Genomic DNA, 12,969 nt, shown 5'->3' with positions numbered 1-12,969 from the left:
ATATTCTGGTGTTGGTTTCGCGAGTTTGTATGATGACGATGAACGAAACAGTTTCCGCTTGCCATGGGCCGATATGGTGCAAGGTATTGACGTTTGCTGGCACTTAAAACATTAGAGCCTTTGACTGAGAAGTTAGAAGGCGATGAGAAGGTTCAGCTAGAGCGTTGGTTAGCTCGTCAAGAGGTGTCTATTCTGCATGCGATGGAACAGACACGCCAAATAAGTGTAGAAGTTGAGCCGTATTGGCAAGACTGAGTTTCATAACAACATGAAATTGAAAATAGGGCTTCGGCTCTATTTTTTTGTTTGTTGTTCCAGCTTTTCTAGTCGTTCGAGAATTTTCTGTTGTTGCTCAATGATCTTCTCAAGGTGCTTCTCTTTGTTTTCAGCTCGTTGATTGTCATGGCGAGTTGGAGAGGTGATCAAAGAAGTAATCAACCCTGAAATCATACCAAAAACACCCACACCACAAATGATCACCAGAGAAGCGACTAACTTGCCTGAGCTCGTCACTGGATAATAATCGCCGTACCCCACGGTACTAATCGTTACGAAAGCCCACCATAAAGCATCTTGGCCAGTGGTAATGTTGGCATTGGGATCCTTGTGCTCTAGCAGCAGTATTGTTCCTGCACCTATGGTCAGGAGAATAACCAATAGCAAAATAATTGAGGCGAGTGTCGTTTCTTTTCGATTGCTAAACAGCTCCCTGAAAACACGTTTTCCTGACCGAAGAACGAGAATCACGCGCAAGATCTGAAAAATGCGAGCGAATCGAAGTGGCTCGACCATAGGGATGCTTGCCAAGAAATCGATCCAGTGTACTTTTAGATATTCTTTCTTATTTTGTGATCTGAATAGATCAATAGTGAGCTGAAAAAGAAAAACGCTACAGATTATAAAGTCCAGGCCGATAAGAACTTGTTTCGATTCTTTATCAATCGGTGCAAACAATAAGCCTGAGATCACAAATAACGCTAAGAAAGAGAGAATCAGTGATAATAAGCTCATCGGCTTAGTGGTGTCTTTGATACTATTTAACATTCATACGAGGCTCAAAATAAATCGCGAACTTTGACTGACATAGCCATCTCGCGGATATAGAAGCCATCAATATATAAGAGTTAATGGAGAACTGACAATGACTAAACTGTCATTCAAGCCGTGGGAAAGGATTATCTCGGACATCCGTCTCGTTCCAAAAATGATCATGCTGATGGTTTTCAGCACTATCTTGATTATTTCGAAGCAGCTATGGGACGCAAGTGCGTTTTACGATTCATTACTTGCAGTCACTAACAATGCACAAGTTGCACAGCAGCATTACGAGACTTACCTAGTTCAAGTGGCTTGGCAAACAGCCTTGATGATCATTGTGTTTGTGGTTCTTCTATTGGCGGCAGCGCGCGTTATGCTTCGCCAAACTCAATACCTCAATGACGCCATTAAAACGATGGCCGATAAGAACCTATCAGTGCCAATTCATATGGATTGTAAAGATGAATACGGTGATGTGGCACGAGAACTCGAAAAAACTCGAGTCCAGTTGAGTGACATGATCAAAACTCAGGTGGCCTCTTCTGATGAGTTGTTTGCCCTGACGGAAGTGATGACCATCAGCATGTCCGAAACCAAAGATTCAGCTCAGGAAGAATTTAACGAAATCGACCAACTAGCGACAGCAATGAGCGAGATGACGTCTACTGTGCAAACCGTGGCTGAGCACGCGCAAAGTGCTTCTTCTCTTACTGAGCAAGCATCAGGTCAAGCACTAACAGGTCAGAAGTTCGTTCAAGGTTCTGTTTCTAAGATGAGTGAGCTTTCTTCGGACATCGCAGCCTCTGCAGCAGCGGTAAACCAAGTAGAAGAGCGCGTAGACTCGATTGGCAGTGTGGTTGGTACTATCCAAGGCATTTCAGAGCAAACCAACCTATTGGCTTTGAACGCAGCGATTGAAGCCGCGCGTGCAGGTGAAGCGGGGCGTGGTTTTGCGGTTGTTGCCGATGAGGTTCGTAACCTTGCGCAACGTACTCAGCAAGCGACAGTAGAAATTCAAGATATGATCAGCCATCTACAAAGCAGTGCTAACTCGGCTGTAGAGCTGATGGAAAAGAGTGTTGTTGAAGCGGCTGAAGGCGTAGACCTAGTGACTAACGCTGGTTCTGAGCTTGATGGCATCGTAAGTCAGGTAAACCAGATTAATGATATGAACTTCCAGATCGCGACTGCTGCGGGCCAACAAACTAGTGTGGCGGAAGAGATGAGTGTCAACTTGACCAATGTTCGTGAGCTTGTTGAAGCCTCCGTAGTGGTGGTGGGTGAGCTTCTCGAGACTTCTGAGATCATGGAAAGCAACGCACAAGAGCTAGACGGTAAGATTAAGCAGTTTAAGGTTTAATCCCCAGCTTTCGGTCTGAGCTCTAGTTCGCAAGATCTAAAGGTCTATTCCTAGAGGTTTGGCCCTGGAGATTTGTTATTAGAGAAAAGACTCAACTTGATAAGTTCACTGATAAAACGCCCACATTGCTAATGCGGGCGTTTTTTATTGGCAGAACTTTGGTATAACTAATCATTAGTTTTTAGAACTCGTTATTGAAGAACCGAACCGACAAACCAATTGTTCGGTGCGCAGCTTACACAAGGAAGAAACATGCCATTGCCTTCTCTACTCGTCACTCATTCCCAGTCTGCTTTTGAGCAATTATTAGAGCATCAAAGTGACGCCATTAACACTTGGCCTGAGTCATTGATTGCCGAGCTCAAGCGTGTATTAGGCTTGAGCTGTTTTGTTGGTGATTGTTTACAGCGTGACTCGATTTTATCCAGCACCTTGCCAGAGATGCTGAGATGTGAAGAGCGCGCGGAAGGGTATCGTAAGCGTTTGGCCGAGTTACTTTCTGGTTGTGCTGATGAAATGAGCGGCCAACGTGTACTGCGTCAATTCCGTAATCGAGAGATGATCTACATTGCTTGGCGTGACTTTATGGGCTCATGGGATCTAGAACAGAGCTTAAATCATTTGTCGATGCTAGCAGAGGCGATGATCTTCGAGACCTATCAATGGCAGTACGATATTTGTTGTAAAGAGTGGGGCACACCTTGTAACGAGCAAGGTGAAGCGCAGCCTATGTTGATCATAGGTATGGGCAAGTTAGGTGGCGGTGAGCTGAATTTCTCTTCCGATATCGATCTAATTTTTACTTACCCTGAGAATGGTGAAACCCAAGGAGCAAGAAGAAGTATCGCCAACGCGCAGTTCTTCACGCGTTTGGGGCAACGTATTATCAAGGCGCTTGATCAGCAAACCTTTGACGGATTCTGTTATCGAGTCGACATGCGCTTGCGTCCATTCGGGGAGAGCGGCCCTTTGGTCATGAGCTATGCTGCTCTTGAAGACTATTACCAAGAACAAGGCCGTGACTGGGAACGCTACGCAATGGTTAAGGCGCGTGTAATGGGCAGTGAAATGTACCCTGAATACCAAGAGCTCCGCCAGATGCTGCGTCCGTTTGTTTTTCGTCGTTATATTGATTTCAGTGCCATTCAATCTTTGCGTCGAATGAAGTCGATGATCAGTAGCGAAGTGCGACGTCGTGGCTTATCAAACAACATTAAGCTTGGCTCTGGTGGTATTCGTGAAGTCGAGTTTATTGCTCAAGTCTTTCAACTGATTCGTGGTGGACGTGAACCGAGCCTTCGTGGTCGAGGTTTGTTGGAGACGCTAAGTGCGATTGAATCTCTTCATTTATTAGAAGCAGAAGAAGTCGGTCACTTACGTGAGGCATACCTGTTTTTACGCCGCCTTGAGAACCTATTACAAGCGATGGCAGACAAGCAAACTCAAACCTTACCTGATGGCGATTTCGAACAGTTGCAACTTGCTGTCGCCATGCAGTTTGCAGATTGGGATGGTTTGATTGATGCGACACGTGCTCATATGGCGAATGTTCACACCGTATTCGAAGACCTAATTGGGGTTGATGAAGATGATGCTAACCCAATCGCGAGTCACTTTAGTGAGTTGTGGGATATGGCTCATAAGCAAGATGTGATTGAGCAGGTTCTAGAGCATGACATCGCGATTGCTAACCCGCAGCAAGCGGCGAAAACCATTATCCAATTCAAAGCTGATTTGGCTAAGAAAACCCTTGGCCCTCGTGGACGTGAAGTACTCAATCGATTAATGCCCAAAGTGTTTCAAGCGCTCTATACCGCCAAGGATGCTGAATTTGGTTTGTCTCGAGTGCTGCATCTGTTGCAAAAAATCGTTACACGCACCACGTATCTTGAGCTATTGGATGAGCACCCCGCTGCCCTCACTCAACTCGTTCGCTTATGTACAGCGAGCCCGATGATCTCGGAGCAGTTGGGTCGTTACCCAATTCTGTTAGATGAACTTATTGATCCGCAGCAACTCTATAACCCCGTGCCTTTAGAGTCTTACAAGACCGAGTTACGTGATTATCTAGCCCGTATTCCTGAAGATGACATGGAACAACAGATGGAGGGGCTGCGTCAGTTTAAGCAGACTTGTATCTTGAGAATTGCAGCCGCTGATATTGCGGGCGTTTTGCCTGTTATGAAGGTAAGCGACCATCTAACCTATTTAGCAGAAGCGATTGTTGAGGCCGGCATTAATCAAGCTTGGTTACAAGTGACAGCCAAGTTTGGGGAGCCTACCCACGTTAAAGATCGTGAAGGCCGTGGCTTCGCCGTGGTTGGTTACGGCAAAGTCGGCGGTTGGGAGCTTGGTTATAACTCCGATCTTGATATTGTGTTCATGCACGATTGCCCGGTACACATCTATACTGATGGTAAAAAAGAGATCGACGGACGCCAATTTTATCTGAGATTGGCGCAGCGCATTATTCATATTTTCTCGACCAGAACTGCTTCTGGTATTTTGTACGAGGTCGACACTCGCTTACGTCCTTCAGGTGTCTCTGGTTTATTGGTGAGTCCAACCGATGCTTTTGACGAGTATCAGCACAATGACGCGTGGACTTGGGAACACCAAGCTTTGACTCGTGCTCGTATGATTTATGGCGATGACTTATTGGCTTCGGCATTTAACAAGACTCGCCATGAGATTTTGTGTTTGACTCGAGATGAAGCTGTACTTAAAAAATCCGTTGTCGATATGCGTGAAAAAATGCGCGGGCACCTCGGTGGAAAAAAAGCCGATCGATTCATGCTGAAACAAGATACGGGTGGTATCACCGATATTGAGTTTTTGGCGCAATATTTAGTACTTCGATACAGTAATGAAAAACCTAAGTTGACTCGTTGGTGTGACAATGTACGAATCTTTGAAAGTCTGTTGTCACAAGGGATTATGGACGAACAGCAAGGCATGGCATTAACTAATGCCTATACAACATTAAGAGATGAAATCCATCACCGCAATCTACTCAACCTTGATGCGGACGTGGCGATTGATAAATTTAAAATGGAAAGGGAACATGTTGTTCAGGCATGGAAGCAATGGATGGAAGCGTAACGGAACTATTTCTTAACGGTTACGTCATTATCATTTAGTGATCGCTTATCGACTTCTTAGCTACTAGAGTATCTATCGAGTTAGGCTTTCACTCATTTTTCTATGGTTTAGCCACTGTAATCAGTGTGCTAGACTCTAGCCAGATTCGATTTTTGGAGATCCACAATGAAACCAATTCTACCTGACTACAGCCAATCAGGCGTTCTTGTTGTCGGTGATGTAATGCTTGACCGTTACTGGTATGGCCCTACTGGCCGTATTTCACCAGAAGCACCTGTGCCCGTTGTTAAAGTAGAAAATAACGAAGAGCGCCCTGGTGGTGCTGCCAACGTAGCAATGAATATTGCCTCTCTTGGTGGTCATGCTCATATCGTTGGTTTGACTGGAAAAGATGAGCCAGCTGAGGTGTTGAAAAATACTTTGGGTGCATTAAAGGTTAAGTGTGATTTTGTTGAGTTGGACGATTACCCGACCATCACAAAATTGCGTGTCATGAGCCGTGGACAGCAGTTGATCCGTCTTGATTTTGAAGACAAATTTGAGAACACGGATCCTGAACTTGTTTTATCTCGCATGGAGCAAGCTCTTCCTAATGTACGCTCGGTAATCTTATCTGATTATGCGAAAGGTGCTTTGGAGCATGTGCAGAGCTTTATTCAAAAAGCGCGCGCAGCGAACGTTCCGGTGTTTATTGATCCTAAAGGTGCAGATTTTGAACGCTACCGTGGGGCGACATTACTTACGCCAAACATGGCGGAGTTTGAGCTGGTTGCCGGTAAGGTTAAGTCTGAAGATGAAATGATCGAAAAAGGGCTCGCGTTAATCGAAGAGTTTGATTTTGAAGCCTTGCTAGTGACTCGCAGTGAGCATGGCATGACATTGCTCCGCAAAGGCGTAGAACCATTCCACTTACCGACCCAAGCGAAAGAAGTGTATGACGTTACTGGTGCTGGTGATACGGTTATTTCAGTATTAGCAGCTTCAGTTGCTGCAGGTAAGCCACTTGATGAGGCGTGTGCATTAGCAAATGCTGCAGCTGGCGTGGTAGTCGGCAAGCTAGGTACATCGACGTTGTCTACGATTGAGTTAGCGGAAGCGATTCATGGTAGCCAAGATACTGACTACGGTGTGATCTCTGAAGCTGCCCTAGTTGAAGCGGTGAAACGTGCTCGTGCGAAAGGCGAGAAAGTCGTTATGACTAATGGCTGCTTTGATATCCTGCATGCGGGACATGTCTCTTACATGAACCATGCTGCTGAGTTAGGTGATCGTTTGATCGTTGCTGTGAATACGGATGAATCAGTGAAACGCTTAAAAGGTCCAGGTCGTCCTGTGAACCCAACTGATCGTCGTATGGCGGTACTGGCTGGTTTAGGTGCGGTTGATTGGGTTGTTCCGTTTTCTGAAGATACACCGCAACGTTTGATCTCTGAAGTTCTTCCAAGCATTCTTGTGAAAGGTGGTGATTACAAACCTGAAGAGATTGCTGGTGGTGCAGAAGTGATTGCGGCTGGCGGTGAAGTTAAAGTACTTAACTTTGAAGATGGTTGCTCTACGACTGAAATCATTAAAGCGATTAAAGGTGGTCGAGGCTAACTCTTAGTCTTCTAACTTTCTTGTCTCAAGGCTTAACCTTTGGGTTAGGCTGAGAATTAGCTTTCAATAGATAATAAAAATGCCGCTCATTGAGCGGCATTTTTGTAACGGTAATCTAGTCACTTTATTAAATACTCTGGTTAGAGTATTTAACTAGGATTTAAGCATTACTTACTTGCGACTTTTAGACCTGCGTTTACATCAACAATGTCTTGTTCGCTTAGCGTACCAACAGCTTGACGAAGCTGAAGTACACTTAGGATGTAGTTGTAACGAGCATCTGAAAGGTTCTTGTTGGCATCGTATAGACGACGAGTTGAATCTAGTACGTCAACGATAGTACGAGTACCTACATCAAAACCTGCTTCTGTAGCTTCTAGAGCCGACTGAGCAGAAACAACAGACTGTTCGTAAGCGCGTAGCGCACCAATTGAAGCACTGATGTTGTTGTTGAAGGCACGAACGTCTTTCACAACGCTACGGTAAGTCGCTTCAAGATCTTCACTTGCTGCAACGTAGTTGTATTCAGCCTGTTTAGTCAAAGAAGTTGTACTACCACCTGTGTATAGAGGCACAACTAAATTTAAGCCGACGTTTAGGTTATCTTGGTCGTAATCACTAGGGCTGCTTGATTGATCGGCAAGAGAGTAGCTACCGTCCAACGTTAGGCTAGGTAGATGACCTGAGCTTGCTAGCGTGATGTTATCTTTAGCGATGTCTTGATCAATACGTGATGCCAATAGCTTCAGGTTTTTCTCTTGAGCTTGCTCAACCAGTGCAACAGCAGATTCAGAAGACTTGCTTGCTGAGAAGCGGTCTGTATCTAAGATGTTTAGGTTAGAGTGCTCTTGACCTGTGATTTCACGTAGACCTTCGTAGTTATTAATCAGAGTGTTCTCTGCTAAAACTTCGTCTGCCAATACGCCATCGTACTGAGCTTGCGCATCATGCACATCGGTGATTGCTGAAAGGCCAACTTCAAAGCGCTGCTTAGTTTGTTCCAGTTGACGAGCAACTGCGGCTTTTTCAGCACGAACAAACTCTAGGCTATCTTGAGCACGAAGTACTTCGAAGTAAGCGGTAGCAACACGAAGGATCAGGTCTTGTTGCTCTGCTGCATAAGCAGAATCAGCTTGGCGAGCTGTTTTCTCTGCTGTATCTAGCGTGATCCAAGAAGAGCGTTTGTACAGCTCTTGAGAAAAGTAAATTCCAGCTCCCCATTGATTGCTGTCATTATTTACATCACTTCGCTCACCACGGTTGATGTCGTAGTTAGCTCTCAAGTCAATTTGTGGTAGCAAGTCACTACGGTTTGACGTTACTGCTTCAAAAGCGGCATCGCGCTTCGCTGCTGAACGAAGAAGTTGAGGATCGTTCTGTTTTGCTTGGTCGTAAACCTCAGCTAGCGTATCAGCGAAAGCTGACGAACTCAGGCTGCCAATTGCTGCACTGATAAATAGTGGAAGCAGTTTTTTCATTTTCCTATTCCTGCCTTTAATGGAATTTTCTTTAAAAGAGTTTAACCCAGTTTGGTGGTAATTTACTCGAAACTTTGCACTTTTTTACAGTTAACTGTCCACTTGTGCAATATTTATTTTTTAAAACTTAACTTTAATTATAAGTTTTATACTAAAAGTTGAACCTTATCCTTGGTAGTTAACTCGGACAATGAGTAAACTATAAGATCACTTAGTGAGGTATCAAATGCAACAGTATGACAATCAACGACATGAGTTTACTCCGCAAGATGTGGAAATAGTCTCAAAAGAGACGCTGTTTCGTGGTTTTTTCAAAATGGTTAAGTACACATTTAAACATAGACTGTTTGAGGGCGGCTGGAGCCAACCAATCGAGCGTGAGATGTTTGAGCGTGGACATGCTGCCGCTTTGCTACCTTATGATCCTGTGCGTGATGAAGTGGTGATCGTCGAACAGATCCGTGTCGGTGCTCTAGAGCATGAGAACCCGTGGCAATACGAAATTGTTGCGGGGATTATTGATACCGATGAATCACCACAAGATGTTGCTCGTCGTGAGGCGATGGAAGAAGCGGGGGTCGACGTCGGATCTGTATTGCCTATTACTTCGTATTATCCTTCATCCGGCGGTTGCTCAGAAAAGCTCGACGTCTTTGTTGGTTGTGTTGACGCCACGACAGCAAAAGGGGTTCACGGATTGGATTACGAAGGTGAAGATATTCGCGTGCAAGTGATGAGTCGCGAAGCCGCTTATCAGTTAGTAAAAGACGGTGTGTTTGAAAATGGCGCCACGATCATTGCGCTGCAGTGGCTACAATTGAACTACCAAGAATTACAGTCAGAGTGGATAGATTAACGTCATGCCAAATATAGCAGTCAAAAAACCGTATCATGTCGATTTGGCTGAATTGATGCGAGTTTACGAGACTAACTATGCCAAACTTAATGCTCTGTTACCGGTTGAGCATGAGGTTGGTGACGTTCGCTGTTACCAAGCCGTTAATATGGTGTATCAATTGACAGTGAATGAGGTCACAAAATACACCACATTAATAGATATATGTCAGAGTGACGCGATGCCAGTGTTTCCTTTGCCAAAAATGTCTGTCAGGCTATATCACGACGCTCGAGTTGCAGAAGTGTGCGCTAGCGGGGATTTTTCGCGAGTCAAAGCAAAATATGACTATCCCAACACAAAACTTCTGCAAAAGGATGAGAAATTTCAATTGAACAAATTTCTTGGGGAATGGTTAACGTTTTGTTTAAAAACAGGTATCAGCCGAACCCCAGTTTCTTTTTAATTGAGCCTATTTAAAAACACTTTTAAAGTCTAAACAGTAACGTATCTGGATTTGTTATTTTGGAATTATCACACACTTCAAAATTTGATGAGAGCAGTATTAAGCTTGTACAGCTAACGGACACGCATTTATTTGCGCCGAGCAATGGCAGCTTATTAAGCATCAACACTCAAGATAGCTTTCGTGCTGTAGTCGATGCCATTGTTAGTCAGGGCTTTGACTATCAAGCGATTTTAGCAACCGGTGATATTTCTCAAGATCACAGTGCTGAGTCGTACCAAAAATTTGAGTCAGGAATTCAACCTTTGGATAAACCGTGTTACTGGTTGCCAGGGAATCATGACTTCAAACCGAATATGGGCAGTGTTTTACCATCACCACAAATACAGTGCGTTGAGCATGTTTTGCTAGGTAATAATTGGCAGATGGTGATGCTGGACTCGCAAGTGGTTGGTGTGCCTCACGGACGTCTCAGTGATCAACAGCTTGATCTACTAGAACAAAAGCTAACCGAATTTCCCGAACGTAATACCTTGGTTCTGCTGCACCACCATCCACTATTGGTTGGCAGTGCATGGCTGGATCAACATAATCTGAAAGATGCTGATCAATTTTGGGAAGTGGTTCAACAGCACACCAATGTGAAAGCGGTACTGTGTGGTCACGTTCATCAAGACATGAATCGAGATCATCATGGTGTACAAGTCATGGCAACACCGTCGACTTGTGTGCAATTCAAGCCTAACTCAGATGACTTTGCGGTTGATACTTTGTCACCTGGTTGGAGAGAGATTGAATTGCATCAAGATGGATCAGTAAGTACGCAAGTACGCCGTTTACCTCATGGACAATTCTTACCTGATTTTGAAGCGGCAGGTTATTGATGTTTGATTCTGAACAGCAAGCCGCTAAGCCGCCACTGCTTCTCTATATTCACGGCTTTAACAGTTCATCACGTTCCCACAAAGCAACGGTGATGACTGACTATTGCGCGGAGCATCGTCCTGATATCAAGGTGATGACACCTCAACTGCCGAGTTTTCCTCAGCAAGCGGCCATTTATTTGCAGCAACTGGTGGAGCAATATAAAGAGCAATATCAGATAGCGTTGGTAGGTAGCTCGTTGGGTGGCTATCTTTCAACATGGCTGAATAGTCACTATGGCTTTAAAGCTGTGGTTGTGAACCCAGCCGTTAAGCCGTATGAGCTTCTTGCTGACTATTTAGGTGAACAAGTAAATCCATACACAGAAGAGCGATATGTTCTGGAAACAAAACATATCAATGAACTGAAGGCGTTAGAGGTTCCGGCTATCGCTCAGCCGAGTGACTTCTGGTTACTTCAGCAAACGGAAGACGAAGTTCTGGATTACCGACAAGCGGTAGAGAAGTACCAAGGTGCAGTACAGACAGTAGAAGAGGGCGGGGATCATAGCTTTGTTAATTTTGAACGCTACCCCCAACAAATCATCACCTTTCTAAATCTTTAATCTGTTTCAGCAATCAAGTAATTTTCTCTTGTTTGACTGTTATTTCATCTATCAGTGGTGAAATATCATAGTTTGATGCCTTAGTTTTTGAACTAGCTTGACATCATTACTCAGCTTCCAGACTATATTCCCCAATACTTCGCTCGTTCGCTCTACTATGACGGTTCATAGTAATGATTTCGCTTTAGTCAAACTAGAGCCAGCGAACTGACGCAAACTTTTTGAGTAAACTCCGTATTATGACTGAACAATATAATGCAAAAGACCTCGAGGTACTTGAAGGTCTCGACCCCGTGCGACACCGCCCGGGAATGTATACCGAGACAGAAAGACCAAACCACCTTGCCCAAGAAGTCATTGATAACTCGGTTGATGAAGCACTAGCGGGACACGCTAAGAAGATTAAAGTCGTGTTGCATGCTGACCAATCGTTAGAAGTGACGGATGATGGCCGTGGTATGCCGGTTGATATCCACCCTGAAAAAGGCATCTCAGGTGTTGAGCTGATTTTAACTAAGCTCCACTCTGGCGGTAAGTTCTCGAACAATAACTACAAGTTTTCAGGTGGTTTGCACGGGGTAGGTATCTCGGTGGTGAACGCGTTGTCAAAACGTGTTGAAGTGACGGTTCGCCGTGACGGTCAGGTACATGAAATTGCCCTTGAAGGTGGTCATGCCGTAACGGATCTTACTGTTACAGGTACTTGTGGTCATCGCAATACCGGTACGACGGTACATTTTTGGCCAGATCCAAAATATTTCGATAGCTCTAAGTTCTCTGTTTTACGTCTTATCAATAACTTGCGCGCTAAAGCTGTACTTTGCCCTGGTTTAGAAATCACCTTTGTCGACAAGGTTGGCGGTGAAGAACATAAATGGTTCTATGAAGATGGTCTAAAAGACTACCTTGCAGAAGGTGTGAAAGGTTACACCTTACTGCCTGAGGAACCTTATGTCGGCGAATTCGTTGCTGAAACAGAAATGGCGAACTGGGCGATTATTTGGCAGCCAGAAGGCGGTGATATGATCACCGAGAGTTACGTGAACTTAGTACCAACTAAGCAAGGTGGTACACACGTAAACGGCCTTCGACAAGGTCTGCTTGATGCAATGCGTGAGTTCTGTGAATTTCGTAACCTTCTACCGCGTGGCGTTAAGTTAACGGGTGACGATATTTTCGATCGTTGTTCGTACGTATTATCGGTGAAGATGCAAGATCCGCAATTTGCTGGTCAAACAAAAGAACGTCTTTCTTCTCGTCAAACCGCAGCGTTTGTGTCTGGGGTGGTAAAAGATGCCTTTAGCTTGTGGTTGAACGAAAAACCACAACTGGCAGAACAGTTAGCTGAAGCTTGTATTGCGAATGCTCACCGTCGCATGCGCGCAAGCAAAAAGGTTGTGCGTAAGAAGATTGCTTCAGGCCCAGCACTGCCGGGTAAGCTAACCGATTGTTCGGTTCAAGATTTAAGTCGTACCGAAATCTTCTTCGTGGAAGGGGACTCGGCGGGTGGTTCTGCTAAACAAGCACGTGATCGTGAGTTCCAAGCGGTTATGCCACTTCGCGGTAAGATCCTAAATACATGGGAAGTGTCAGCGGACCAAGTAT

At 44.8% G+C, this 12,969-nt stretch carries 10 protein-coding genes and 1 pseudogene; 9 read left to right on the top strand and 2 right to left on the bottom strand.

Going from position 1 to position 12,969, the window contains the following annotated elements; all coding sequences use genetic code 11:
• Positions 1-255: pseudogene (locus AB4496_RS00170) on the top strand (inorganic triphosphatase); the annotation flags it as partial.
• Between the two features lie 39 nt (positions 256-294).
• Here the strand turns inward: AB4496_RS00170 and AB4496_RS00165 are convergent.
• Positions 295-1,044: a potassium channel family protein gene (locus tag AB4496_RS00165; RefSeq protein WP_009848974.1), complete on the bottom strand. Its 750-nt coding sequence runs from the start codon at positions 1,042-1,044 to the stop codon at positions 295-297.
• Positions 1,045-1,141: 97 nt separating this feature from the next.
• On the opposite strand from AB4496_RS00165, the gene AB4496_RS00160 reads away from it, so the two are divergent.
• From AB4496_RS00160 to hldE, 3 genes are all read left to right on the top strand, one after another.
• Positions 1,142-2,398: a methyl-accepting chemotaxis protein gene (locus tag AB4496_RS00160; protein ID WP_009848975.1), complete on the top strand. Its 1,257-nt coding sequence runs from the start codon at positions 1,142-1,144 to the stop codon at positions 2,396-2,398.
• A 252-nt stretch (positions 2,399-2,650) separates the two neighbouring features.
• Positions 2,651-5,500: a bifunctional [glutamate--ammonia ligase]-adenylyl-L-tyrosine phosphorylase/[glutamate--ammonia-ligase] adenylyltransferase gene (gene glnE / locus AB4496_RS00155; RefSeq protein WP_009848976.1), complete on the top strand. Its 2,850-nt coding sequence runs from the start codon at positions 2,651-2,653 to the stop codon at positions 5,498-5,500.
• Between the two features lie 165 nt (positions 5,501-5,665).
• Positions 5,666-7,096 (top strand): bifunctional D-glycero-beta-D-manno-heptose-7-phosphate kinase/D-glycero-beta-D-manno-heptose 1-phosphate adenylyltransferase HldE, encoded by a 1,431-nt coding sequence (hldE, locus tag AB4496_RS00150; protein WP_009848977.1) that lies wholly within the window; start codon positions 5,666-5,668, stop codon positions 7,094-7,096.
• A gap of 167 nt (positions 7,097-7,263) precedes the next feature.
• Here hldE and tolC read toward each other — a convergent pair whose 3' ends face one another.
• On the bottom strand, positions 7,264-8,574 hold the full coding sequence (gene tolC, locus AB4496_RS00145) for an outer membrane channel protein TolC (protein ID WP_102257736.1): 1,311 nt from the start codon (positions 8,572-8,574) through the stop codon (positions 7,264-7,266).
• Between the two features lie 226 nt (positions 8,575-8,800).
• On the opposite strand from tolC, the gene nudF reads away from it, so the two are divergent.
• The 5 genes from nudF to parE all read left to right on the top strand — a co-directional run.
• Positions 8,801-9,430: an ADP-ribose diphosphatase gene (nudF, locus tag AB4496_RS00140; protein ID WP_009848961.1), complete on the top strand. Its 630-nt coding sequence runs from the start codon at positions 8,801-8,803 to the stop codon at positions 9,428-9,430.
• 4 nt (positions 9,431-9,434) lie between these two features.
• Complete coding sequence (locus tag AB4496_RS00135; RefSeq protein WP_009848962.1) at positions 9,435-9,875, top strand: DUF1249 family protein; 441 nt, start codon at positions 9,435-9,437, stop codon at positions 9,873-9,875.
• A 59-nt stretch (positions 9,876-9,934) separates the two neighbouring features.
• Positions 9,935-10,759: a 3',5'-cyclic-AMP phosphodiesterase gene (gene cpdA, locus AB4496_RS00130; protein WP_009848963.1), complete on the top strand. Its 825-nt coding sequence runs from the start codon at positions 9,935-9,937 to the stop codon at positions 10,757-10,759.
• Positions 10,759-11,364: an esterase YqiA gene (gene yqiA / locus AB4496_RS00125; protein WP_009848964.1), complete on the top strand. Its 606-nt coding sequence runs from the start codon at positions 10,759-10,761 to the stop codon at positions 11,362-11,364. The genes cpdA and yqiA overlap by 1 nt, the downstream gene beginning before the upstream one ends.
• Positions 11,365-11,603: 239 nt before the next feature.
• On the top strand, positions 11,604-12,969 hold a 1,366-nt coding region (gene parE / locus AB4496_RS00120; protein WP_372130464.1), incomplete at its 3' end, for a DNA topoisomerase IV subunit B.

Origin of the sequence: Vibrio sp. 10N.222.46.A1, from assembly GCF_041473595.1 — a bacterium.
Taxonomy (GTDB): Bacteria; Pseudomonadota; Gammaproteobacteria; order Enterobacterales; family Vibrionaceae; genus Vibrio; species Vibrio tasmaniensis_A.
Note: the sequence above shows the minus strand (reverse complement) of the source record. Positions and strands in the feature narration are given on the sequence as shown.

Bases quoted from the DNA above. Each gene is read 5' to 3' on its own strand.
- AB4496_RS00165 (WP_009848974.1), bottom strand. From the start codon at position 1,044: ATGTTAAATAGTATCAAAGACACCACTAAGCCGATGAGCTTATTATCA.
- AB4496_RS00160 (WP_009848975.1), top strand. From the start codon at position 1,142: ATGACTAAACTGTCATTCAAGCCGTGGGAAAGGATTATCTCGGACATC.
- glnE (WP_009848976.1), top strand. From the start codon at position 2,651: ATGCCATTGCCTTCTCTACTCGTCACTCATTCCCAGTCTGCTTTTGAG.
- hldE (WP_009848977.1), top strand. From the start codon at position 5,666: ATGAAACCAATTCTACCTGACTACAGCCAATCAGGCGTTCTTGTTGTC.
- tolC (WP_102257736.1), bottom strand. From the start codon at position 8,574: ATGAAAAAACTGCTTCCACTATTTATCAGTGCAGCAATTGGCAGCCTG.
- nudF (WP_009848961.1), top strand. From the start codon at position 8,801: ATGCAACAGTATGACAATCAACGACATGAGTTTACTCCGCAAGATGTG.
- AB4496_RS00135 (WP_009848962.1), top strand. From the start codon at position 9,435: ATGCCAAATATAGCAGTCAAAAAACCGTATCATGTCGATTTGGCTGAA.
- yqiA (WP_009848964.1), top strand. From the start codon at position 10,759: ATGTTTGATTCTGAACAGCAAGCCGCTAAGCCGCCACTGCTTCTCTAT.